This is a genomic window from Xanthomonas arboricola pv. populi, assembly GCF_002939945.1.
Classification (GTDB): Bacteria; Pseudomonadota; Gammaproteobacteria; order Xanthomonadales; family Xanthomonadaceae; genus Xanthomonas; species Xanthomonas arboricola_A.
This window is the reverse complement of the sequence record NZ_MDEB01000001.1, coordinates 812128-835508: the sequence shown is the minus strand read 5'-3', so window position 1 is coordinate 835508 and position 23381 is coordinate 812128. Positions and strand designations below refer to the sequence as shown.

25 protein-coding genes, 1 tRNA gene and 1 pseudogene are annotated in these 23381 nt (G+C 62.2%); 9 read left to right on the top strand and 18 right to left on the bottom strand.

Annotated features, from left to right (window positions below; translation table 11 throughout):
- Position 1 precedes the first annotated feature (1 nt).
- The 15 genes from XaplCFBP3123_RS03945 to XaplCFBP3123_RS03875 all read right to left on the bottom strand — a co-directional run bounded on the left by XaplCFBP3123_RS03945 (position 2) and on the right by XaplCFBP3123_RS03875 (position 10263).
- On the bottom strand, positions 2-1207 hold the full coding sequence (locus XaplCFBP3123_RS03945) for a phage tail protein (RefSeq protein ID WP_104532862.1): 1206 nt from the start codon (positions 1205-1207) through the stop codon (positions 2-4).
- Positions 1208-1210: 3 nt separating this feature from the next.
- Complete coding sequence (locus tag XaplCFBP3123_RS03940; RefSeq protein ID WP_104532861.1) at positions 1211-1759, bottom strand: phage tail protein I; 549 nt, start codon at positions 1757-1759, stop codon at positions 1211-1213.
- Positions 1752-2642: a baseplate assembly protein gene (locus XaplCFBP3123_RS03935; protein WP_104532860.1), complete on the bottom strand. Its 891-nt coding sequence runs from the start codon at positions 2640-2642 to the stop codon at positions 1752-1754. Before XaplCFBP3123_RS03935 ends, XaplCFBP3123_RS03940 begins: the two co-directional genes overlap by 8 nt.
- A 106-nt stretch (positions 2643-2748) precedes the next feature.
- Entirely contained in the window at positions 2749-4002 is a 1254-nt protein-coding gene (locus XaplCFBP3123_RS03930; RefSeq protein ID WP_104532859.1) for an STAS-like domain-containing protein, read from the bottom strand.
- 247 nt (positions 4003-4249) lie between these two features.
- On the bottom strand, positions 4250-4696 hold the full coding sequence (locus XaplCFBP3123_RS03925) for a phage virion morphogenesis protein (RefSeq protein WP_104532858.1): 447 nt from the start codon (positions 4694-4696) through the stop codon (positions 4250-4252).
- Complete coding sequence (locus XaplCFBP3123_RS03920; protein ID WP_104532857.1) at positions 4684-5103, bottom strand: phage tail protein; 420 nt, start codon at positions 5101-5103, stop codon at positions 4684-4686. Before XaplCFBP3123_RS03920 ends, XaplCFBP3123_RS03925 begins: the two co-directional genes overlap by 13 nt.
- Positions 5100-5588 carry a hypothetical protein gene (locus tag XaplCFBP3123_RS03915; RefSeq protein WP_104532856.1) on the bottom strand — a complete coding sequence of 163 codons (489 nt, stop codon included), beginning with the start codon at positions 5586-5588 and terminating at the stop codon, positions 5100-5102. Before XaplCFBP3123_RS03915 ends, XaplCFBP3123_RS03920 begins: the two co-directional genes overlap by 4 nt.
- Positions 5588-6226, bottom strand: a complete 639-nt coding sequence (locus XaplCFBP3123_RS03910; RefSeq protein ID WP_172453070.1) for a glycoside hydrolase family 19 protein — start codon at positions 6224-6226, stop codon at positions 5588-5590. The genes XaplCFBP3123_RS03915 and XaplCFBP3123_RS03910 overlap by 1 nt, the downstream gene beginning before the upstream one ends.
- Complete coding sequence (locus tag XaplCFBP3123_RS03905) at positions 6226-6501, bottom strand: phage holin family protein (protein ID WP_104532854.1); 276 nt, start codon at positions 6499-6501, stop codon at positions 6226-6228. Before XaplCFBP3123_RS03905 ends, XaplCFBP3123_RS03910 begins: the two co-directional genes overlap by 1 nt.
- The gene (locus XaplCFBP3123_RS03900) at positions 6494-6850 is read right to left on the bottom strand and encodes a phage holin family protein (protein ID WP_005929454.1); all 357 of its coding nucleotides are present in this window, start codon (positions 6848-6850) and stop codon (positions 6494-6496) included. The genes XaplCFBP3123_RS03905 and XaplCFBP3123_RS03900 overlap by 8 nt, the downstream gene beginning before the upstream one ends.
- A 4-nt stretch (positions 6851-6854) precedes the next feature.
- Entirely contained in the window at positions 6855-7064 is a 210-nt protein-coding gene (locus XaplCFBP3123_RS03895) for a tail protein X (protein WP_005917735.1), read from the bottom strand.
- Positions 7064-7531, bottom strand: coding sequence for a head completion/stabilization protein (locus XaplCFBP3123_RS03890; RefSeq protein WP_104532853.1), 468 nt, complete (start codon positions 7529-7531; stop codon positions 7064-7066). The genes XaplCFBP3123_RS03895 and XaplCFBP3123_RS03890 overlap by 1 nt, the downstream gene beginning before the upstream one ends.
- 98 nt (positions 7532-7629) lie before the next feature.
- On the bottom strand, positions 7630-8349 hold the full coding sequence (locus XaplCFBP3123_RS03885; protein WP_104532852.1) for a terminase endonuclease subunit: 720 nt from the start codon (positions 8347-8349) through the stop codon (positions 7630-7632).
- A 3-nt stretch (positions 8350-8352) separates the two neighbouring features.
- Complete coding sequence (locus tag XaplCFBP3123_RS03880) at positions 8353-9369, bottom strand: phage major capsid protein, P2 family (RefSeq protein WP_104532851.1); 1017 nt, start codon at positions 9367-9369, stop codon at positions 8353-8355.
- Positions 9370-9420: 51 nt separating this feature from the next.
- Positions 9421-10263 (bottom strand): GPO family capsid scaffolding protein, encoded by an 843-nt coding sequence (locus tag XaplCFBP3123_RS03875; RefSeq protein ID WP_104532850.1) that lies wholly within the window; start codon positions 10261-10263, stop codon positions 9421-9423.
- 142 nt (positions 10264-10405) lie between these two features.
- Between XaplCFBP3123_RS03875 and XaplCFBP3123_RS03870 the strand changes: the two genes are divergently transcribed.
- Entirely contained in the window at positions 10406-12169 is a 1764-nt protein-coding gene (locus tag XaplCFBP3123_RS03870) for a terminase ATPase subunit family protein (RefSeq protein ID WP_172453111.1), read from the top strand.
- Entirely contained in the window at positions 12169-13182 is a 1014-nt protein-coding gene (locus XaplCFBP3123_RS03865; protein WP_104532848.1) for a phage portal protein, read from the top strand. The genes XaplCFBP3123_RS03870 and XaplCFBP3123_RS03865 overlap by 1 nt, the downstream gene beginning before the upstream one ends.
- Here the strand turns inward: XaplCFBP3123_RS03865 and XaplCFBP3123_RS21645 are convergent.
- A complete protein-coding gene (locus tag XaplCFBP3123_RS21645; protein ID WP_253254147.1) occupies positions 13151-13357 on the bottom strand; it encodes a hypothetical protein in 207 nt (68 codons plus the stop codon). The genes XaplCFBP3123_RS03865 and XaplCFBP3123_RS21645 overlap by 32 nt on opposite strands.
- On the opposite strand from XaplCFBP3123_RS21645, the pseudogene XaplCFBP3123_RS03860 reads away from it, so the two are divergent.
- A pseudogene (locus XaplCFBP3123_RS03860) lies at positions 13268-13453 on the top strand (Com family DNA-binding transcriptional regulator); the annotation flags it as partial. The gene XaplCFBP3123_RS21645 and the pseudogene XaplCFBP3123_RS03860 sit on opposite strands and share 90 nt — an antisense overlap.
- Positions 13371-14078 (top strand): DNA-methyltransferase, encoded by a 708-nt coding sequence (locus tag XaplCFBP3123_RS03855; protein ID WP_104532847.1) that lies wholly within the window; start codon positions 13371-13373, stop codon positions 14076-14078. The pseudogene XaplCFBP3123_RS03860 and the gene XaplCFBP3123_RS03855, both read left to right, overlap by 83 nt.
- A 103-nt stretch (positions 14079-14181) precedes the next feature.
- Here XaplCFBP3123_RS03855 and XaplCFBP3123_RS21640 read toward each other — a convergent pair whose 3' ends face one another.
- Positions 14182-15186, bottom strand: a complete 1005-nt coding sequence (locus tag XaplCFBP3123_RS21640) for a DUF4238 domain-containing protein (protein ID WP_253254130.1) — start codon at positions 15184-15186, stop codon at positions 14182-14184.
- A 1021-nt stretch (positions 15187-16207) separates the two neighbouring features.
- On the opposite strand from XaplCFBP3123_RS21640, the gene XaplCFBP3123_RS03840 reads away from it, so the two are divergent.
- The gene (locus XaplCFBP3123_RS03840) at positions 16208-18448 is read left to right on the top strand and encodes a methyl-accepting chemotaxis protein (RefSeq protein WP_104532846.1); all 2241 of its coding nucleotides are present in this window, start codon (positions 16208-16210) and stop codon (positions 18446-18448) included.
- 432 nt (positions 18449-18880) lie between these two features.
- Positions 18881-19318: a hypothetical protein gene (locus XaplCFBP3123_RS03835; RefSeq protein ID WP_104532845.1), complete on the top strand. Its 438-nt coding sequence runs from the start codon at positions 18881-18883 to the stop codon at positions 19316-19318.
- Between the two features lie 110 nt (positions 19319-19428).
- On the opposite strand, the gene XaplCFBP3123_RS03830 is transcribed toward XaplCFBP3123_RS03835, so the two are convergent.
- Complete coding sequence (locus XaplCFBP3123_RS03830) at positions 19429-20724, bottom strand: two-component system sensor histidine kinase NtrB (protein WP_104532844.1); 1296 nt, start codon at positions 20722-20724, stop codon at positions 19429-19431.
- Positions 20725-20998: 274 nt separating this feature from the next.
- Between XaplCFBP3123_RS03830 and XaplCFBP3123_RS03825 the strand changes: the two genes are divergently transcribed.
- The 3 genes from XaplCFBP3123_RS03825 (at position 20999) to clpP (ending at position 23302) form a co-directional block, all read left to right on the top strand.
- Positions 20999-21083 (top strand) — tRNA-Leu (locus tag XaplCFBP3123_RS03825).
- 201 nt (positions 21084-21284) lie between these two features.
- A complete protein-coding gene (tig, locus tag XaplCFBP3123_RS03820; protein ID WP_104533275.1) occupies positions 21285-22577 on the top strand; it encodes a trigger factor in 1293 nt (430 codons plus the stop codon).
- Positions 22578-22675: 98 nt separating this feature from the next.
- Positions 22676-23302: an ATP-dependent Clp endopeptidase proteolytic subunit ClpP gene (gene clpP / locus XaplCFBP3123_RS03815; RefSeq protein WP_002806026.1), complete on the top strand. Its 627-nt coding sequence runs from the start codon at positions 22676-22678 to the stop codon at positions 23300-23302.
- The last annotated feature ends 79 nt before the right edge of the window (positions 23303-23381 follow it).

Here is a 23381-nt window from a genome sequence, read left to right as displayed (position 1 = left end):
TTCAGCACCACTCAATGAAAACGAAACCGGGGCACCCGGTGGAACCATCCTTGCCAAACGTGCTTGCCGTGGAGCCATTGGACACGCCGCCCCCACCGCCACCGCCAGCGCCAAAGCCATAGCCTTTACGACTGGCCGATGTCGTTTCGCCTGCACTACGCCCGCCCGGCCCGCCGCCGCCGAATGCACAGGAGCCACCGGTACCTGCCGGGCCATAGGGTGCGTTGACTGAGATCGATGCCGAATCGCCGCCGGCTGGGTAGCCGTCTCCACCGGTTGCACCGCCGACCTGCGTTGCACCAACGAGACCGCCGCCGCCACCCTGACCTGCAGCCAGGGTGATGAGATTGCCGATGACGGTTGCTCCGCCTGCACTGCCGGCTACGCCGTTTGTCCCGTCCGTCCTTGAGCCTGCACCAGCGGATCCACCGGCACCAATGACGATCGGGACACTGGCGCCAGGCACAACCGCGAAGCGCAGGCGCTGAATCGATTGCCCAGCGCCGCCACCGCCACCACCGGTCGCGGTGTAACTCGCTGACCCAAGGACTTTCTCGGCCCGCGTTGCACCACCGCCTCCACCGCCGCCGCCTGCACAGGCGCTGACGTAGATCGCAGTTACCCCTGCCGGAACAACGAAGGTTCCGGATGCCTCAAAGCGCGCACGGCCACTGCGGCTGTCGATCGCTGCTTTCAAAGAGTCGGGTGTGACGGCACGTTGCGCATCTGTGCCTGCAATGGTCTCTGCGCGCGTGGCAAGTTCGACGATGCCTTCCTTCTCGGTGGTCGCGGCCGGGTTGGTGAAGTTGGCATTGCCAAACGTCACCGAAGACACCGTGACCCCAGAAAACAGGATGTCGGCGGACATCAGCAGGTCCGAGGCGGCGGCCTTCTCCATGATCAGCTCGGGCTGGGAATAGCTGCCCAGCAGCGTGCCGTTTTCCAAGTACAGCCCAAAGCCGCGAACCTCATAGGTTGCCCGGCTCGTGTCGCTGACAGTGACGTGGATGGTGGTGGACGACGTGGTGCCGCCTGAGATGCTGGAGAGCGTCAGGTGCTGGCCTGGGACTGTCTTCAGGTCATCCGTTGCAGCGAATGCGGCCGCAGTGAAACCGATGCTGGTCAATTTGACGGCGTTGGTGCCGTTCTTCTCGGCGTTGATCAGCGCTGCACGACCAGCGGTGGTGAGAACCAGTTGTAATGCCATGGCTTATCCCTGCGCCGTCATCGACAGACGGCGGTAGTTGATGATGCGAATACCAGTCACCAGCGAGACGTTGCCGGTGGTTTGCAGCCCCTGCACGAAGCCGAAGTGCGAGCGAACCGGCTTGGTGCGCTCAACCTCGGCGATGACTTCATCGACAAACCGAGCGCTTGCAGCCCTGCCATCGGATCCATTGAGCGTGAGCGTCAGCTCGAAGGTGTGCGGCTGGCCGCGCGGCTGCTGCTGCCACCACTCGCGGATGGTCACGGCACCCCCGAACGAGGCCACCACCATGCGGACGCTGTTGGCGGTGCCCTTGCGGCGTTGGATCGCCATGGCGCTACGCAGGCGCGAGCGCTTGACCGCATCGCTCCAGTCGGCTTTCCAGTCATCGACCGAGAGCGTCCACGCCAGCCACGGCAGCTGGCCGGCCGGGCATGTGTCCGGATTCCACAGGTCTGGATACGGCAACGGAATCGCTTCCAGGCGCTCGGTGACAGAGGCCAGGGCGCGCTCCATCGGCGTGGCATTCGGCGGCAGCGGGGAGTTACTCATCGATGCCGGCGTGCACGATGTCGATCGCGGTGCAGTACGCAGCCTGCGTGCGGCTGATCCGAATGTCGGCTGCCGGCGAATCCAATTCCACGCGCTGCACACCATCGGCGAACAACTTGGCCTTGATCGCTGACTCGGGCACGTCGCGACCGATGCGGTGTGCCTCGTCCAGATACGCCTGGAGGCTGCGCAGCGCCTCGCGCATGACCACCGCCGAGTCGGGGCCGGCGTAGGTGTAGACGCGCCCACGAATGGCATACGGGACGATCTGGGCGCTCTGGACCGTGACATTGTCGGTCAGCGGGCGCACGTCGTCGTTGGTGAGGATGGCAGCGACTTCGTCTAGCAACGCTTGCGGAGCCGTGCCGTCGCCCGTGCGCGATTGCACGGTGACCAGGACCTGGCCAGGCGCGGGGCTGGTGGCGCTGGCGTCCATGACATCGGCCGCCGCACTGAGCGCGTGGTAGATGTAAGCGCCTTCGGGGCCGGCCACGCTGAAGCCTTCGGGCGCCAGCTGGATGCGGCGGCGAAAGTCCACGTCCGACTCAAAGCTCGGCGCGACGCCGGCATCGGGTTGGCCCGGATCAAGCACCAGGCGAGCGACGCCAAACAGGGCGCCCAGGTGATCGAGGTTGGTGCCGGTAGCGAAGGCCAGCATGGTCTGCTGCGCCTTGTCGTTGGCGCGCTGGCGGATCAGGAGTTCGCGGGCTGCAAATAGCTGCAGCAGCTTGTAGACCGGGTCGGCTTCCGTGAGTGCCGAGAACTCAGGCATGAGCCGGCGGAACTGGGCAAAGGACTCAGCGAAGATCGTCTCAAAATCCAAAGCCTCGATCAGGTCAGGCGCCTGCAGCCTTGATAGATCGACAGCGGTAAAGGAGGCCATATTGGGTCCACGTGCGAAGCTGCATTCTTCGTCTGTGGACCTTAGGCGTAAAGTGTTTCTCTATGTAAAGTCACTGTCTACAGGGATGCGCTTTCGTGAATTTTTGTTAGCTGCCCAGTCCGGTGCTGACGCGTTGTGATATGGCTTTATCTATAAGCATGCGAACAGTGTTTTCGACGTTTTTGAATCTGATTCTTTGCATGAACTCCAGTGGGCCTAACTTAACAAATAATTTTCCAAATACTTCGTCGGCAAAGCTGCTAGAGACTAAAGGAACGCCCAAGAAGTCAATCTCGATAGGTTGTCCCGAGCATATTTGAACTAAGTTATAAAGTTTGATGTGTATTGGTGTGCCAGCAACTCTGCTCCCGAAGGACTGAGTTTCTTCTAACAGAACAACATGGATTATGTTGTCTGAGTCACCCTCATACTTTGTTTCAATATAGTCAACAGGCTTGTGGGACTTTCCAGAAAAATTAAGCGCATCCTTTAAAAGGTCAGGGTCGCTAAAATTTATCTTAGCTATGACGAGGGTTCCTTTTACAGGAATCTTTTGGTCGCGGATTTCCAGGCCATACGGGCTTGGCCTAGAAAGAAGTCGGGCATGCCCTGACTCGATTTGAAACGCGCCACCACTATGACAGCAGATCTGATAGCTACCAAATAAGCCGTTACCTTGTCCTATCGATTTGTCTCTTGTCACGCCTTCGCGGATCGCGCGATCTAGGGCGTCTGTGTCAGAGCCAGAGAACTCTTTTCCTGATCTAAGGGTCGCGGGAATTCCAAGGCCAGAATCAGCAATAGTAAATTCAACAATCTTAGAATTGCGTTTGAAGCTTGATACCTGGACTAGTCCGCCGATAGCGGATTGGGAGTGAACAATTACGTTGTCAGTAAGTTCGTTTACAGCCCACTCTAATGCAGCGAAATGCTCTCGCCTAATGTCTGGAATTCCGCCTAGAATTGCGTTGACGATGCGGTTTACTGCTTCGTACTGCTCTACAGGATTTGTGAATTGAGTTGCCGGGATTTGGGTGTGCCCACGGAAGCGCGAGGCGTTATGAGCTCTTGGCTCAAGAATATGAGCCCAGTTAGCATTAATGAAGAGGCGCGCTAGATCTGGCTTAGTTGGAAGAATCAATTGCGTATCGATCATTTCTGTTCGCAGACGTAGCACTTCAACGCAAAGGCTTAGCATTGGCCCCGGATAAGTCTCGGTGCATAAAGAAAAATCTAAAATAATGTCTCGATAGCCAAGGTCGTTCACGGCATGGTGAAAGCAAGCTAACGGCGCATGAATGTCGGAGTCTCGATATTGACCTTGAAACCGAATGATGTTGGCCTCTCGAATTACTGTCATGGGCGGCTAGTAACCATCTTAAATGAAAGTTGAAGGCGGCCCATAGCTGAATCACATGGTCCAATATGCGTCTTTGAAATTTTTCATGTCTATTACTATTTCAGGGCTAACGTCTCATGATTCACATGCGTCAACATGCAGCCTTCCACATTGCGAGTCGAATAAAATTCGACGCTATCATTTTGATCTAATGCCTTCAACGATTGCATGGTCGGGTCTGCTCTCGCGTGGCTTCCATGTGCAACTCTTATGCTAAGTGATCAAGTAGTTGGTCGCGTACGATCTGCCGGTCTTCAGCTGAGAGGCCCAAGAGCACGCGCCTCTCGTAACGTGCCATCGGACCACCCGGCCGCACCCGTTCGGTCAGCCCGTCCTGGTGCACGCGGGCAATGCGCGAGACGCTTCCCACAAATCCCACGCTCACCTGGTCAAAGCTGGCGCTGACCTTGAAGTACTTGGCCTGCCGTAGCTTGGCAAACATCTTGGCGCGTTTGACGCGCCCGGACTTCTGCCGCAGCTGCTGCTTGCGCGGTGCGTAGGGCGAGCCATCCGGCGCCTGCTGTTTGCCGATGCGCTGGCTCTGTGAGCGCCTCAGTTCCGTTCCGATCTTGCGCGCCAGCGTGCGGCGTTCGCCGGGCTGCAGGCGCGCCAGCAACGGCGCGGCCCAGGTCTCCAGCGCGCTCAGCTCATCCATGTCGTATCGATCAACGGCTCGGGCGCATGCGTCATGTCATACCCTCCGCCGTCTTTCGCCGTCACGACCACGCGCTCGGTCAGCGGCAACTTGATCGACAGATCCACCGCATCGTTGGCGAGGATGTCTGCCTCGAAGGCGATCTCGCCACGGCGCGCCGGGTTGGAGAGCAGCTCGGACTGATTGGCCTGCACCCACTCCAACAGCGGCAGCATCACGCTGTCCGGGTGGCCGGCGTAGTCGGTCACGATCAGGTTGAGCGTGTATTGGTACTCGAACGACAGCCCCGGCTGGAACGTGCTGACCAGGCTGCCGGCGTCGATGAACACCAGCAGCCGGTCGGCATCGCGTGCCAGGTCCGGCAATGCCGCGACCAGATGCGCGCGCAGGCTGGCGGGCTTAATCACGGCGCCGGCTCCGGCACGTGCTGATCGATCCAGTCCTGCAGCGCGCTCAGTTGCGTGGCGGTGGCGTGGCAGCTGGTGTAGTTGTCGGCGACGGTGCCGGCGATGGCAGAGAGCGTAATGCCGGCGGCCGGCGCATCAGGATCTGCGGTGGGCGGCCCGGCAGGCTGGCCCGAGGCGGCGGCGTCGTGCAGCCGCACAAAGCCAGCAGGGATAGCGCAAGCAGCGTCGGCTTTCTGGGTGACATAGATCGGGATCTCGCGGGTGATGGTGGCGCCGGCCTCGCGCACGATGTGCACGCGGTCGACGTACTCGACAACGACCTTTATGGAACTCTTTGCGCTGTCGCGCTCGGCGATAGCGGCAGCTTTTGCGTCTAGAGCTTGCTTGCGTTCGCGTTGCGCGGTGTTGACGCGCTGCTCTTGCCACACGCAGCCACCAACGAGCACTGCAATCAGCGCCAGCAGGATGATCAGGCGCGTGACCATCAGCTCACGCCCAGGATCTGCAGGGCGCGCTGCGTGCGCGTGACGCGATCGCTGTGGCCTTCGGGCAAGCGCTTGGCACGCACGTTGCCCAAGTTGATCTTGCGGCCCAGGCCAAGCACGTCGCCCGTATCGGCCAGCACGTTGAGGCCGTTGTCGTGCCAGTACGCCGCCGCTCCCAGTGCGCTTGGCTCAACCTGCAGCAGCAGATCCGGCTGTTCTTCCACCGGCAGGCCAATCAGCTCACCGATGCGGCGGTAGTTGCCACGGAACGTGTGCTGCATCGGGCCACGGCCCCGGTAGCGGTGACCGTCGCCGCTGGCGGTGTTGCCGTTGCCCAGGCGGTCGGCGTAGACGAAGTTGGCCAGGCCGACCGGATTGCGCAGGAACTTGGGCGCCTGGGCCGGTGTGATGCGCGTGCCGAACACTTCCAACAGCCGAGCGCTGGTGGTGTAGGTCAGCCCTTCTTCCATGCGCGACAGGCTCAGGCTTTCGTGGCCGACCTGGCCGAGCCAGTGCGCGGCACGGCGCTTGGTGGTGATGCCAAAGCGGTTGGCGGCGGCAAGCAGTGGGCCGTGCCAGAGCTGTGCGCGTTGGGGCGAGCACTGCATGATCGAGGCGAGCTGGGTATCGGTGAACATCAATCAACCTTAAGGATGCGCGCCACATTGCCCTGGGCGCGGTAGGTGAGCACCGCCAGCACGATCAACGTGCCCAGGTGCCAGAGACTGACTTGCGAGCCGGCGCCGGCCAGCAGGATGTGCAGCGCCTGGCCGCCGGTGCTGGCGATCAGCAACCACGCGCACCAGCCCGCGCCGCGTCGATGGCGCGCATCGACGCGGCGGTGGTAGGTAAGCAGGCGGACGCAGATGGCGAGCGAGGCCATCAACGTCAGGACGGTGACCAGGCTATGCACTGGGCGGACCTCCACGACGTAGGAAGGAAAAGTCGAAGGACTTGCTCTTTTCGATCAACCCCAGCGTGACGGTGATGGCGCACGCGGCACTGGCGAAGGCAGCCACGCCACTGGACTTGATCGGCAACCAACGCAGGATTTCCGGCGCCAGCTGGTAGCCGGCGATCACGCTCACCGGGAAATAGATCAGCCGCGCCAGCAGCGGTTGCTTGGCGGCCGATACCACGAACAGCGCGCCGCCGGCGAAGGCACCGATCAGCGCATCGCCGTCGATGCCAGGCAGCACGGAGGCAAGGCCCACACCGGTGGCGATCAAAAAGCCGCTCGATACGGAGGTGGGTTCGGTCATCAGATCAGTCCCATAGCTGCACTAGCGGCGTCATCGCCGCTGTGGTGGTGGTTACCTCGGGCAACTCCACCGGCGTGCCGTGCGGGAGCACGGCGCCCAGTTCGGCCAGGCCGGGATTGAGGAGATAGGTGCGCTCGACCAGGCCGGCCGTGCTGCCCAGGTGGCGCCAGCACAGCAGGTCGACGGTGTCGCCTTGCATGGCATGCACGCGCATCAGATGAGCTCCACCGTGCTGCGCGGCAGGTTCTGCAGGTCACGCACGGCCCAGCGCTGGTCGCGGCGTAGCTCGGTGATGCTCGGTGACAGGTCATCGGCGCGCTGGTTGGCGCTGTCGGTGGCATCGAAGCTGCGGTAACGCTCTGCCACCTCGACAGCGGTGGCACATGCAACGGCGCGTAGGTAAAGCTGCACGCGGCGCGAGACGCCATCGACCGTGGTGCTCGGCACATCAGCCAACACCGCGTAGCCAGCCGCCTGCTGCGTCTGCGCCCAGGTCTGCAGCTCATCGTTGACCGCGAGCATTGCGGCGACGATGGCGTGGCGCAGGCGCGCATCGGTGACGGTGCCATCCAGGCGCATGCTCGCGCGCACGGCACCCGGTGCGATCGCCGGCCAGAAGGGCGCATTGGCGATCGCATCAGGCGTGGCGCTGGTGGTGCCGGTGGCAGTGAATCCGCTCATGGATGGCTCGGAATAGATCGCCGGTGGTCGGGGCGTCACCGCAGCGATGGAGTGCTGTGGATCAGCCCCGAGCCGGCGAGGGTTGCGGGGACGCTCGGTTATGCGTTGGTGCCCGCAGGCTCAACGCTGAACTTCTTCAAGAGGCGCTCGGCGCGCTCCAGATCCTTCTTGCCGCCGCAGCTGCCGTGCAGTGCGATGGCGCGCTGCAGGTCGGCCACAGCGACGGCGGCGATGGGCTGCGCCTGGTCGGCAGGCGTCTCATCGGTGATGCCCGCCAGCGATGCGCGTGCCAGTGCCAGGTGCAGCTTGGCGCGCACCTCATCGGGCATGTCCTGCTCGGCGGTCAGCGCGGCGGTGTCGGCCAGCACGGCCGCATCGAACGGCTGGCCGGTCTTCTGTGCCGACAGCGCCGCCTCGGCAACTTCCTCGGCCAGCACGCAGCCCACAGTCCGGGAGAAGCGATCGGGCATCTGCAGGCCATGCTTGAGCACATAGGCGCCCAGCTCCAGCGCGCCGGCATAGTCGCCGGCATCAATGCGCCACACCATGCACGTCATGACGATCTCGTCCTGAGCGCCCTGGCCGCCGGCCAGCACGCCGGCTAGATACGGCACGTAGGTCGGCAGCAGCTGCACCTTGAGCGCCGCCTTGCCTTGGGTGGACTGGATCTGTTTCAGCCGCAGGCGATCGCTCTGCAGCTGCGCCATGTGCTGCTCGTAGGCCGTCGCACCGGCCATCAGCTGGTGCGGTGCGCGTTGGGCGGCTTCCAGCTCGGCGAGCACGCGGCTGTGGTGACGCTTGGCGGGACTGTCGGCCATGGCTTAGGCCTCGATCTCGATGTGCTCGACCACGCAGCCCAGGCCGTAGTCTTCGACCACGTAGGCATCGTTGGAGGACTCGTAGTTCTCGATGCGATCGCGGGCGGGCACTTCCTGGATGTAACGGCGACGGCCGCCGGTTTGGTAGTAGATCGACAGGTTCGCCAGCGAGGTGACCATCAGCGCGCCGTCCGGCAGGTACGGCACCTCGGCCACCTGCAGGCCGCCGACGCGGCGCTGGCTCAAGATCAGGTCGGTGGCAATCTTCTCGCTGGCCGCCTGGTCCTTGTTGACCATCGGGAAATACTTGTCGTGCATCAGGTCGCGGCCGAGCACCACCACCAGGCTCGGATCCTTGCGGTGCCACGGATCCAGCAAGTTGCTCACCACATCGAACACCAGCGCATCGAGGTTGCGGTAGTCCGCGCCATCGCCGGCGCCGATGACCATCTTGCCGGCCGTCTTGCCGCTCGCCAGCACGCGCTGGGCAGCGTTGGTGCGGTACTGCTGCAGCCAGCCAATGTTGACGTCTTCCAGCAACGGGAACGCGGCGCGGTCGGTATCGGCAGCCGCATGCGTGCCGTTGAAGCCGATCTGCAGCCGGTCCAGCGCCTGACGCTTGACGATGGCATCGCGCAGGCGCGCCTGGAAGTCCGGGAACTTGGCCCAGGCATCGAGCAGCGCATACGGGATGGCGGTGTCGAAGTCGGTCTTCTTGGCGACGTACTCGTTCTTGTCGAGCGCGGCCACGTTGCGCGGGGTGCGGGTCTTACCGGCGCCGGTGTCGGTGCGGCTGGCGATGCTGCCGGTGACACCGATGCCCACCTTTTGGCCGGACAGTTCGTCCACCGGGATGATGTTGATCTTGGACAGGAACTCGCTGGATTCCTGCATGCGCGTTTCCAGCTTCTGCTGCACGGTCGGATCGACAGCGAAGGAATGGAACGCGGAGGTGATGCCGTTGAGCTTGGCGATCTGATCGGCGAACTGATTGAACTGCAGGCGGGTGGCGTTTTGCATGGTGGCTCCGAAGATGTGGCGCTGGCGGCGTGTGCGTGTGGTGGTGTGGGATCAGCAGTCGGTCAGCACAGCGGCGCCGCCGCCGCTGACCACCGGGCGCGCGGGCTGTGCGGGGTCGGGCTGCTGCGACAGCGACTCGCGCAGCTGCGCCAGGTCGTTTGCCAGCTGTTCGTGCTTGGTCTTCTGCTCGGCGTGTTCGGCCTGCAGGCGGTTGAAGCGTTCGTCCTGATTGCGCACGTGTTCGGCGATCTCTTCGACGCCTTCGCCAAGCTCTGCGAACTGCTCGGCGGTGATGCTGGTGGCGTCCTCGCTCTTGAGCGCGGTGCGGATCCGGCTGAGCAGATTGGCGACCGGGCCTTCGCTGACTTCGCTGAATTCCAGCGCGGTTTCCTCGGCGACGGTGAACAGGTTGCCCGGTGACTGCTTACGATCGGCCAGCGGATTGGCGTCGGGGTTCTGGCTGGCGAAGCTGAGCATGGAGGTGCCCAGGCTGGCCGGCGAATCAGTGACGGCCAGACCGACCAGATACGCCTTGCCGGTATTGGCGAACTTCTCCTGCACCTCGATGCTGGTGTAGAGCTTTTGCTTGGACTTGTTGATGGTGATCAGGTCGGCGGTCGGCTCGATCTGGGCAAACAGCGCCAGACGCTTGGTGCCGTCGATCTCCACCTCTTCGGCCTTGACGGCGGTGACATCGCCATACGCACGGAACGGCGAGTCCGGCAGCAGGCTGCGCATGTGCTCGATCCAGATGCGGGCGTTGTAGGTCTCGCGGTTGTAGGTGGCCGCCATGTCGTCGATCCAGCTGCGTTGGATCGTGCGGCCATCGGTGGTGGCGCCTTCGACGGCCACGCGGAACCAGTTGGAACGGAACTTCTTGGCCTTGGCCGACATGGGTGTCCTCTGCGCTGGATGCGTTTGCGATGACCCATGGTCAAACGCGACGCACAGCGCAGCAACGAAATCACCGTGTAAACAAGGCGATTACGCGTCGTTCAACTGTCGGGATTAAGAGGTGGGCCGCACCCTGGTCGGCATGCAAAGCGTTGCCACCCAGCTCCCGATGGACACCCGCAGACAGGCCAAGTTCCTGTACTGGATGGGATGGCGCGTGACGGAAATTGCGCAGGCCATCGGCGAGAACGAGAAGACTGTACACAGCTGGAAGTCGCGTGACGAGTGGGATCGCGCAGACAACGTTGAGCGCATCGGTGGTGCACTGGAAGCGCGCCTGGTCGTGCTGATCATGAAGCCGGAAAAGTCCGGCGGCGACTTCAAAGAAATTGATCTGCTGCACCGGCAGCTGGAGCGCCAGGCGCGCATCCAGCGCTACCAGGGCGGCGGCAACGAAGCCGACCTGAATCCGGCTGTCGCCAATCGCAATGCCGCGCCGAAGAAGAAGCCCAAGCGCAACGACTTCACCGAGGAACAGATCGAGCAGCTGACCACGGCATTCGTCGACGGCTGCTTCGATTACCAGCGTGACTGGTACCGGGCCGGCAACGAGCGCACCCGCATCATCCTCAAGTCGCGCCAGATCGGTGCAACGTTCTACTTCGCCCGCGAGGCGCTGATCGATGCGCTCACCACTGGGCGCAATCAGATCTTCCTCAGTGCGTCCAAGGCGCAGGCGCATCTGTTCCGCGGCTACATGCAGCAGTTCGTGCGCGAGACGATCGACGAGACGCTCTCCGGCGGCGACAGCATCGTGTTTCCCAATGGCGCGGAGCTATTCTTCCTCGGCACCAATGCGCGCACCGCGCAGGGCTATCACGGCAATTTCTACTTCGACGAGTTCTTCTGGACCTACGGGTTCAACGAATTGAACAAGGTCGCCAGCGGCATGGCGATGCACAAGAAGTGGCGCAAGACCTACTTCAGCACGCCATCGAGCATGGCCCATGAGGCCTACACGTTCTGGACCGGCGAACGCCGCAACAAGGGCAAGCCGGCTGCGCAGAGGATCCAGATTGATGTTTCGCATGACGCGCTGGCCGGCGGTCGCCGCTGCCAGGACCGCGCCTGGCGCCAGATCGTCAACATCCTCGACGCCCAGCGCCGTGGCTGCGACCTGTTCGATATCGACGAGCTGCGCGAGGAATACAGCCCGGACGCGTTCGCCAACCTGTTGATGTGCGAGTTCGTCGACGACGGTGCCAGCATCTTCCCGCTGGCGATGCTGCAGCCGTGCATGGTCGATAGCTGGGTCGAGTGGGGCCAGGACTACAAGCCCTTCGCCGCGCGCCCCTACGGCGATCGCGCGGTATGGATAGGCTACGACCCGGCGGAGACCGGCGACACCGCAGGCCTGGTCGTTGTGGCGCCACCGCAGCAGCCGGGCGGCAAGTTCCGGCTGCTGGAGCGGATCCAGTTCCGGGGCATGGACTTTGCCAAGCAGGCCGCCGAGATCGAGCGCATCACGCGGCGGTACTGGGTGACCTATATCGGCATCGACACCACCGGCATGGGGAGCGGTGTGGCGCAGCTGGTGAAGCAGTTCTTCCCGAATCTGGTCACCTTCAGCTACTCGCCGGAGGTCAAGACGCGCCTGGTGCTCAAGGCGTTCGACGTGATCCACAACGGGCGGCTGGAGTTCGACGCCGGCTGGACCGATGTGGCGCAATCGTTGATGGCCATCCGCAAGACCATGACGGCCAGCGGCCGGCAATCCACCTTTACTGCTGGCCGTTCCGAAGAGACCGGCCACGCGGACCTGGCGTGGGCACTGTTCCACGCGCTGCAGAACGAACCGCTGGAAGGGCGCACCGCGCGCAACTCCGGCTTCATGGAGATCTCTTGATGTTGACCGACCAGCTGCCCGCGACCGCGCCTGCAGTGCCCGCACGCAGCGAAGCCTTCACCTTTGGCGACCCGACGCCGGTGCTCGATGGGCGCGGCGTGCTGGACTATCTGGAGTGCTGGCAGAACGGACGTTGGTACGAGCCGCCGGTGGCCCTGGATGGCCTGTCCAAGACCACGCGCAGCAATCCGTTTCTGCAGTCCGGGCTGATCTTCAAGCGCAACATGCTGGCGCGTACCTTCAAGCCGCACCGGCTGCTGACCCGCGAGGCCTTCGAGCAGTTGTCGCTGGACTGGATCACGCTGGGCAATGGCTACCTTGAGCGCCGCCGCAACCGCATGGGTGGTGCGCTGTCGTTGACTGCGCCGTTGTCCAAGTACATGCGGCGCGGCATCACTGAGGGCGAGTACTTCCAAGTGCGCACCTGGCACGACGAGCACGTGTTCGAGCCGGGCAGCGTGTTCCAGCTGCGCGAAGCCGATGTCGATCAGGAACTCTACGGCCTGCCTGAGTGGATGCCGGCGATGCAGTCGGCGCTGCTCAACGAGTCGGCCACGCTGTTCCGCCGCAAGTACTACAACAACGGCTCGCATGCCGGTTTCATCCTCTACCTGACCGACCCGCAGCAGAGCCAGGAAGACGTCGACGCGCTGCGCAACGCCATGAAGGGCGCCAAGGGGCCGGGCAACTTCCGCAACCTGTTCCTGTACTCGCCCGGCGGCAACAAGGACGGCCTGAAGCTGATCCCCGTCAGCGAGGTGGCGGCCAAGGATGAGTTCAGCGGCATCAAAGGCATCACCCGCGACGACATGCTGGCCGCGCTGCGTATCCCGCCGCAACTCATGGGCATCGTGCCGCAGAACGCAGGCGGCTTCGGCTCGATCCGTGAGGCTGCAGCTGTGTGGGCCGCCAACGAGCTGGAACCGCTGCAAGCGCGCATGTTGAAGATCAACGACTGGGTGGGCGATGAGGTGATCGCCTTCACCCCCTATGCGCCGCCAGCGGCCGCGTAATCCTTTCCCACTGCAAGACCACGCAATGCTCAAGAACCTCCGTTGTGGCGAATGCGCCCGCCTGCTGTTCAAGGCCGGCGCCTTCGATGAAATCCAAATCAAGTGCCCGCGTTGCGGCACGCTCAATCACCTGAAGGCCGAGAGCCTCACCTCCGATCGCCGCGAGCGAATCCAAGAAGGCTCTCACCATGAAAAACCAGCTCCTGCAGGGCGACGCCCTGACCATCCTGCCCACGCTCGAAGCGAATTCGTTCGACGCGCTGATCACTGATCCGCCCTATGCCAGCGGTGGGCTGCATGCCGCCGCGCGGGCCAAGCCGCCCTCGGCAAAGTACGTTCAGGGCGGTGGCGCGCAACTGCATGCCGACTTCGTCGGCGACGAACGCGACCAGCGCTCGCACCTGAAGTGGATGCACCTGTGGCTGTCCGAGTGCGCGCGCGTGCTCAAGGACGGCGCACCGGTGCTGCTGTTCACCGACTGGCGGCAGCTGCCGCTGACCACTGACGCGCTGCAGATCGCCGGCTTCACCTGGCGCGGCATCACTGTCTGGGACAAGACCGAAGGCGTGCGGCCGCAACTGGGCCGTTTCCGCAACCAGGCCGAATACATCGTCTGGGGCAGCAAGGGCAACATGCCGCTGGATCGCCGTGCGCCGGTGCTGCCAGGTGTCATCCGTGAGTCGGTGCGTAAAGCCGACAAGCACCACCTGACCGGCAAGCCCACCGAATTGATGCGGCAGCTGGTGCGGATCTGCGAGGCAGGCGGGCGCGTTCTCGACCCGTTCGCTGGCAGCGGAACTACGCTGCTCGCCGCCGATGTAGAGGGCTTCTGCTGGACGGGTATTGAAATGTCCGAAAACTACATTCAGGTAGCGCGATCACGGCTGGTGAGGTGACGCCTTGGGGCGAGTTCACACTCGCCCCATCCGTCGTGAGAACCTTGTTGTTAGATGCATACATCTAAGTAGATTCTGCAACGGCCTGCTTGCGGAGGCGACGTTAACCAACGTGAAACCTCGGCTTCCAACTGTTCTCTTTCATTCGTGCGGCACGACTGACAGCTGCTGCATGACGATCATCACGCGCGAACAGGAACCTTTGCGCGTGATCAGCCAGACTTAGATTGATTTCACGGACCTTTTGGCTGTCTATTCGCCATCTATTAATTGCGGGGCCCGTTCCAAACATGGCTATCGCATATCCACTGGATAGTGGCAGGAGCGTCAGTGCATCAGGCGACCCGTGCCCCAGCCCAAACCTATGAGGGCGCCTAGCTAGCGATGTCAGCATCATGGCTGCGTCCGTTGTTACAAACGAACTTCCACGTGGGGCTTCAAGTATGGTCCAACTGCGCCGGAAGAAGATAGGCGCGACGGTGTCGGCTAGCGGAAGGGCGGTAAGAACTGCCTCGCTATGGGCAGTGATCACTTCGAATTGGTCTTCCTCCATGAAGTCCACGAGCCTGAGCGCATCATCGAAGAGCTCAGCATCGCTTTTTTCGAAATTAGCCGGTTTCGCTCTCAGTGCTTTCATCGCCTGCTCGGGAGTGCTGAGCATGATTTGCGAAACGCGCTTGAGTAGTTGGCCATTGGCGTGCTGAATGCTTTGGATAAATTCCGGAGTTCGTACTGCCATTGCCGCAAAAAAATATGACAGAGCTAGGCGCGCGTCCTCCGATAGTGGGGATCCTTCTATGAGGGTTGGTAGGTGATTAGAAGCGTCGCCTTCAATAGCGGCTAGCGTCGCTTCCAACTCAAAGCGCTTGCGTCCTTGATCATCAGTCAGCGTGTAAAGGTGCCCGGTTACCGCAGTGTTATCGGGCGATTGTCTGCGTACCTGGCCTGTAGTGCGGTCGTATACCGACAGCAACTCATCGTCCCCAGTGAAACCCTTCAGGTAAAAGCGGGGTAAGAAGTGCTGGCGCTTTGGCCCCGTCAACAAAGGGGCGCCTTCGGCTTCCGCTGGCGTGCCATCGTCGCTGGTTGTATCCGTGGGATGTCCCATTGCCTGATCCTACCAGCCCTTTGGGTGCGGGCGGTCCGCCGAGATCCAATACCTGGGAGGCCTGGCGCGCAATCGTCGCCCCGCCACGCCTGCGGTCTTCATGGGTGGGTTTCGCTGCACGCCTGCACCGGCGGAAACAGACCGCCTGCATTGGCGCTGCGGCGCCTTGTCACCTGCTTGCAGTCCCTGCGGAACCCTGCATGAGACGGGGGTCTGGTTCGACGGTTTGGGATCACTAGAACCAGGTCCAGTGAGTGCGGGAATTTCGATGTGGCCATCGGGATAGGGTAATCGGTAATTTCCCCACTGCTATCCGGCATAGGGGGTTGATTTTAAAGGAAAATAGCTGATTACCTTTTGAGGTGATCAAAGGTAATCTCTTAGCTTCTAAAAGGTAATCTCTTTGATTTATAAGGATTTTTTCGACTGTCAGATTACCTGGCCAAAAGGCAATGGGGTTACCTTGAAATTACTCTTTTATTACCTTTAGAGATTTCATATAAGCATTTGATATGCAAGAAAAAATGTTCTGTTTTTCAGGCCGATTACCTAAATTACCTCACCCCGATGGCCGCTTCCAAAATTGCCCCAATTTGCCCGGCTGTATTGTCCAGGCCGCTCGCCTCGTCGGAGATCTGCGCATCCATGCGCAGCGCAGCACCTGAGTGCATGGCCGGGTCACACAGGAGGGTAGGGGCCGGCCCTTCAATGAGGCCTTGGCGCTATCAACAAGTGGCGCGGGGAAGATCAGCCAGGGAGGAAGTGAACCGTCCGGAGAGGGGGTCTTGCCGCGATGCCCAAGCCGGCTACGACTGCCACCCGCTTGTTCCGAGCCTAGCAGTACCTCGCACGAATCGGCGATTACCCAGCGAACTGGGCGACCCGATGCGATGCAGTGAAGCTGAGATGACCATTATGCATACGAGCACTTTAGAGAAAGCTCTGGAGGCCGCTAGCTGGGCTAGACGCTCGATGAAGCATTTATTGCAACTGAGCCCACCCACAGTGCCGAGGACATTTGATGAACGCTTTCCTGCAACGCCTTAACGTTGGCCGCCGCTTGGGCATGGCTTTCGGCCTTTTGATTTTGCTGTCGGGCTTGCTTGTTGCCACTGGCCTAATGGCCATGTCCAACGCTCGCACCGAGCTTGATGCGATTGTCAACAGCAACATGGAGCGCATTCAACTCTCAAACGAAATGCTCGATGCAAATACCAATGTGGCGATCAGCCTGCGCGACATCGTGATGGTCGATGGCGAAGAGGGTAATCGCCGAGCGATGGCACTAGTTGAGACCAATCGTAAGCGCTACAAAGACGCCCATGATGCTCTAGCTGCCCTGCCTAGCAGTGATGCAGAGAAAGGAGCGCTTAGGCTTGTGAACGAGAAGCGCGACGTGTCAGTCAAGTACAACAATCAAGTGCTTGAGTACGGCGGCCGCGATCAGAACGACGAGGCAAAGGCGATTCTTGTGGGAGCGGGCGCGGTTGCAATGGACGAGCAGCAGGCGGCTATCCGTGCCAATGCGTCGTTAGAGCGTCAGCTCAGCCAGGACGCATATGCCGCAGCATTAGCATCGATGCACCGTGGCAAGATTATCCTCACGACCGGTGGCACCGCAGCTCTATTGATCAGTGCGCTACTGGCTTGGCTAATTACGCGGAGCCTCACTGCGCCGCTGAGCCAAGCTACCCAAACTGCAGAATCCATTGCCGCAGGCAATTTAAACAACGATGTGCATAGTGTTGCTACGGATGAGACAGGGCGTCTGTTGCAGGCAATGGAGAAGATGCAGCTACAGCTACGTAACCTCATCGCCGCGCAGACCGACATGGCCAAGCGGCATGACGATGGCCAGATCAGCTTCCGTATCGATGCCTCCGCATTCCCGGGCGACTACGGTCGCATGGCCAACGACACCAACCTGCTGGTGGCCTCGCACGTCGCCGTGCAGACCGATCTGGCACGCATCATGGGGCGCTATGCCATTGGCGACCTCAGCGACGACATGAGCAAGCTGCCGGGCGAAAAGGCCGTGTTCACCGACACCATGGCGCAGGTCAAGGCCAACCTCGGCGCGATGAATGGGGAGATCAAGCAATTGGCACAGGCCGCAGCCAACGGCGACTTCAGCGCTCGTGGCGATGCCGAGCGCTTCCAGTACGACTTCCGCGTGATGGTGGACAGCCTCAACACCTTGATGGCCACCGCCGATGGCAACTTGCAATCGCTGTCCGGCCTGCTGCAGTCCATCGCTGCGGGCGACCTCACCGCACGCATGAGCGGCGAGTTCCGCGGCGTGTTCGCACAGATGCGCGACGACGCCAATGCCACCGCCACACAGTTGGCCGAGATCGTGGGCAGCATCAAGACCTCGGCCATCTCGATCAACGGCGCGGCCAGCGAAATCGCTGCCGGCAACCAGGATCTATCGCAGCGCACTGAACAACAGGCCGCCAATCTCGAAGAAACCGCTGCCTCGATGGAGGAGCTCACCTCCACCGTCAAACAGAATGCCGCGGGTGCGCGTCAGGCCAACCAGCTCGCCATCGGTGCCGCCAGCGTGGCGGTGCAAGGCGGCGAAGTGGTCAACAAGGTGGTCGACACCATGTCCGGCATCGAAGCCTCGTCCAAGAAGATCGCCGACATCATCTCGGTCATCGACGGCATCGCCTTCCAGACCAACATTTTGGCCTTGAATGCCGCAGTGGAAGCGGCACGTGCCGGTGAGCAGGGCCGCGGCTTTGCGGTGGTCGCCTCGGAAGTGCGGACGCTGGCCCAGCGTTCGTCGGGTGCGGCCAAGGAGATCAAGGACCTCATCGACGACTCCGTGCAGCGCGTGGCCGAAGGCTCCGCGCTGGTGAACACCGCCGGCAAGACCATGGGCGAAGTGGTGGCCAGCGTGCAGCGCGTCACCGACATCATGGGTGAGATCTCCGCTGCCTCGCAGGAACAATCGGCCGGCATCGAACAGGTCAACCAGACCATCACCCAGATGGACGAAACCACCCAGCAGAACGCAGCCCTGGTGGAAGAAGCCACCGCCGCTGCACGTGCGCTGGAAGAACAGGCAGTTGGCCTGACCGAGGCGGTTGCCGTGTTCAAAATCGAGGAAACGGCCGCACCCACTACGGCTTCTTCTACTACCCGTTCGTCCACCGCGGTGAAGGGGAAAGCCTCCGTGGCAGTGCCAAGTCCGAAATCAAAGCTACGTGTTGTGCCCCTGGCAGCAAGCCATGAAGCAAGCTGGCAAGAGTTCTAAGCGGAATACGTTAGGAGGACTCCAGCACAGGCGGGCTGCCACTTATCGCCCCATGTCGCCGGGAGAATTCACCTGGGAAGCCTTGTAGCACTAAGGCGTTCGATACGCGGCGCGGGAAAAAAATTCCAAATATCTACTTGATTTTGAAACAAAAACGTGTTTACTCTTAATCAATAGGTCCAAGGTTCGAATCCTTGACGGCCCACCAAACAAAAGCACTTAGGCAGCAGCCTAGGTGCTTTTCTTTTTGTGCTGAGGAATAGGGATGGCGCAAGGAACTGGCTGCAGCGTTGTTGTCGTCTCGGTCGGCGGCCGCGCGACCGTAGTGACCATTCCGGCTCGGCGCGATGCCTTGCCTGCGTCGGGTGCGCAATCGCAGGGCGCCCACGCACCGACGAGCGGACGCGAATGAGGACTGATGTGTCTGGAGTCATGCGGCATTCCATCCTGGGCCAGGTCGGCGTCTTTGCGATCCTCGGTCCTCCGCTGGGCGGGCTGCTGGGCCTGGTGCGGTGGAGCCGGCTCGATCTCCAGGCTGTATTGCCGATTGTCGCCTGGTCGTATGGGCTGGTGCTGCCGGTGATTGCCTGCGCTGCCGCGGGATGGCTGTGCGCGCGCATATGCGCCTGGCTGTACCGCGGGCGCCGGCCCAACCTGCTGGCCCATGTTGGCATCGGTGCGTTGAGCGGTCTGCTCTCGGCCGGGGTGATGGTGCTGCTGCTGGCGATCATCGGCGGCTGGTCGATGATGTCCGATCGCGCGGTGATGCTGACGCTGCTGCAGTGTGGGCTGGCGGCAGGCAGTGCCTGCGCCGCGATTGTCTGGCTGATGTGGTCGCGCCTGACAGTGTCTCCCCACGCCAGGGGATAGGCCCAGCATGCGCAGGAAGACATTCCTGGTTGCGTCGGGCGGCGCTTTCGATACGCCCCATGGTGATGCGATGCGCCGAGTGGCTGCGGGCGACGGCAGCCATGGCCGCCTTACGGCGATGCAGCGGGCGCGGGCGCCTGGCTTTGCTGCATGCGCGGAAACGCCAGCGTAAAGCGCGCGCCCTGGCCGGGCGCCGATGTCACTTCGACAAAGCCGCCTGCCTGACGGACCGCGCTATACACCTGCGCCAGCCCCAGGCCCGCGCCTTTGTCGGCATCCTTGGTGGTGAAATACGCTTCGAACAGATGCGCCTGCACGTGCGCATCCATGCCATGCCCGTTGTCGGCCACGGCGAGGGTGACGTAGCGCCCGGCCGGCCTGGTGAGGCTGGCCTGTTCTTCAGCGACCACGGCATCGCCCGTCTCCACGCGAATGACGCCGCCACCTTGGCAGGCATCGCGGGAGTTGATTACCAGGTTCAAGATGGCGCGTTCCACCGTGTGGCGATCGAGCATTGCGCAGCATCCACCTTCGGTGGTGCGCACCTGCAACTGCAGATCTGCGCCGATCACCTGTTCTAGCAACGGGCCGAGCTGTTCGGTCAAGGCGGCCAGATCCACCGCTTCCGGGCTGTACGGGTATTGCCGGGAGAACCCGACCAGGCGCTGTGCCATGACCGTGCCATGTTGAAGCGCCGCGTCGGCCACGCGCAACAGCTGGGCGTCGTGCGCGTCGATCCGGGCGCGCCGTACCACCAGGTCGATGGCCGAGGTGGCGGCCTGCAGGACGTTGTTCAAATCGTGCACAACGCCGGCCAGCAGTTGTCCTACCGCTTCGCCTTTTTGCGCCTGCTCGGAAATCTTTTCGGCAGCGCCTTGCGCGGCGCGCGCGATGTCCAGATCGCCTTCGATGCGCTCTTGCAGGTCGCGCAGGCTGTGCAGTTCGCTCGACAGCGAATGTTCGCGCGCGCGCGCCAGTCGCAGCGCGCCGTTGGAGAATGCGCGCTCTGCCGCCAGGGTCGAATCCAGTGTGCGAAAGGCGGTCTCCAGCGCCCGGCGGTCGGAGATGTTCCTGCTCACCGCCAGGATCGCTTCGACCTTGCCAAGCGCATCGAACAGCGGGCTTGTGACGACCTGCCAGGTCTGGCGCACGCCGGCGAAGTTCACGCTGGCGGCTTCGAATTCCTGGATCGAACCGGCGCGGGAGCCGGCGATCGCCGCGTCCACCAGCTCGGCCGCCTCCGGTGGCCATAGATCGCGCCATGGCCGCGCAATCAGCTGATCCTGGTGGCCGGCACCCAATTCTGTCAGGCCATTGACGTTGATCGCGGTAATCCGCCCGTCGAGGTCGATCTCCTTGATGCAGTCGCGGGACAGGGCCACGATCTGCCGATACCGATCTCTCATCGCGATGACTGCCTCTCACTGGTGTTAACGGAATTTTAGCGAACTTCAGCTTTACCCAGCGCTAGCGGAGCGCAAGCCAGGGACGTGAGCGCGTGTCGCGTCGCATGATGAATATGTTTACCTTCAGTCTATCGGATTCAAGGCCGGTCAAGCCCGCGCTGTCCGTGCAGGCGTGCAGGAGGCAAACTGCAGTCCCATTCATCGGCTTCATCGCTCCCGCGATGCTTTTTCTTTCCCGGCATCCCTGCAACAATGGCCGGGCAAGGGCAGCATCGCGAAAGTGGCGGAATTGGTAGACGCACCAGATTTAGGTTCTGACGCCGCAAGGCGTGGGGGTTCGAGTCCCCCCTTTCGCACCAATGCAGTGCGGCCGTGCGTGTTCCGGCCGCTTCCAGCCGCAGGCCTGGGGTCTTGCCATTGCGCGGTGCAGTGACGCGTATTCCGCTGGCAGCGGCCGCCGTTATCGGCGAAACTACAAGGCTCGGCGGCTTTCTCGCCATCCGTCAACCCGCATCTTCCATCTCGTGCCGACGCTTGTGCAGTCGGTGGCAGGAGTCAACATGCAAGCATCGATCGAATCCACCGGCAATCTGGAACGCCGCCTGACCTTCACCCTGCCGCAGGAGCGCCTGGAGACGCACGTCGGTGGCCGTCTGCGCGAACTTGCGCGGACCACGCGCATCAAGGGCTTCCGCCCCGGCAAGGTGCCCACCAAGGTCATCGAGCAGCGCTTCGGTCAGCAGGTGCGTGCCGAGGCGATGGAAGGCCTGCTGCGTGAGACCTTCGACTCGGCGGTGCGCGAGCATTCGCTGCGTCTGGCCGGCAATCCGCGCATCGATCAGGGCGAGAGCGATTTCGACTTCGTCGCCACCTTCGAAGTGGTGCCGGATTTCGGCGATATCGACGTGGCCAAGCTGTCGGTGGTGCGTCATACCGCCGACGTGACCGATGCCGACATCGATCAGATGATCGAAAACCTGCGTCTGCAGCGCCGCACCTGGAACCCGGTCGAGCGCGGCGCGCAGGTCGGTGACCTGGTGGCGCTGGAGACCTGGTCCCAGGCCGGCGACGAGCGTCTGCCCGCCGAAGGCGTGGAGACCGGCAGCAGTGTGCTGGGCTCGGGCGTGATGTTCGACCAGATCGAAAAGGGCCTGGAAGGTCTTGCCAAGGGCGAAGACAAGACCCTGACCATCGACTTCCCGGCCGAGTGGCGCGTGCCGCAATTGGCCGGCAAGACCGTGCAGGTGCACGTCAAGGCGGTCGAGGTCTCCGAGCCGGTGTTGCCGGTGGTGGACAAGGAGTTCATCAAGAGCTTCGGCGTGAAGAGCGGCGATGATGAGCAGTTCCGCGCCGACATCCGCACCAACCTGGAGCGCGAGCTCAAGGGCGCGCTGATGAACCGTCTGCGTCGCGAAGTGGGCGAGCAGCTGATCGCCGCCTATGCGCATGTGGAAATGCCGCCGCGTCTGGTCGAGAACGAAGCCCGTTCGATGCTGGCGCAGCAGGTCGAGCAGGTCCGCCGCAGCGGCCGCAACCCGGGCGAGATTCCGGCCGATGCCCATCAGGGTTTCATGGACGCGGCCGCCAAGCGCGTGCTGGTCGGTCTGCTGGTGGGCGAGGTGGCCCGTCGCAACGAGCTGCGCCTGGAATCCAAGCGCGTCAGCGAAACGCTGCGTCTGATCGCCTCGACCTACGAAGAGCCGGAACAGGTCATTGAGATGTACCGCAACGACCCCCAACTGATGAGTGGACTGCAGAGCCGTGTCATGGAAGAGCAGGTGATCGACTGGATCGCCGAGCGCGCCCAGCATACCGAGCAGTCGCTGTCGTTCCAGGACGCCATTCGGGTCTAAGGTAACCGATTGCGTGACACCAACCCGCATCCCGATGGCTGGGATACGGATGTCAAACCCGGGCATCGGCGCAAGCCGCTGCCACTACAGGAAGACTGATGAGCATTGTGACCAAAGCCCTGAACCTGGTGCCGATGGTGGTCGAACAGACCAGCCGCGGCGAGCGTGCGTATGACATCTACTCGCGTCTGCTGAAGGAGCGTCTGATCTTCCTGGTCGGTCCGATCGACGACCACATGGCCAACGTGATCGTGGCCCAGCTGCTGTTCCTGGAAGCGGATAATCCGGAAAAGGACATCAGCATCTACATCAATTCGCCAGGCGGCGTGGTCACTGCCGGCATGGCGATCTACGACACCATGCAGTACATCAAGCCGGACGTGAGCACCATCTGCGTCGGCCAGGCCGCTTCGATGGGCGCGCTGTTGCTGGCGTCGGGCGCAGCCGGCAAGCGCTATGCGCTGCCCAATTCGCGCGTGATGATCCACCAGCCGCTGGGTGGCTTCCAGGGCCAGGCCACCGATATCGACATCCATGCGCGCGAGATCCTGACCTTGCGTTCGCGTTTGAACGAGATCCTGGCCAAGCATACCGGCCAATCCCTGGAGACCATTGCGCGCGACACCGAGCGCGACAACTTCAAGAGCGCGGTCGATGCGCAGGCCTATGGCCTGGTCGATCAGGTGCTGGAACGCCGTCCGGAAGAGTCGATCCAGCCGTCTTGATCGCCAGATTGCTGAAATTGCAGGAAAAACCGGCAGGGTCGGGCTGGGCGGATGTCCTCCCGACCCTGTGCTATTCTCG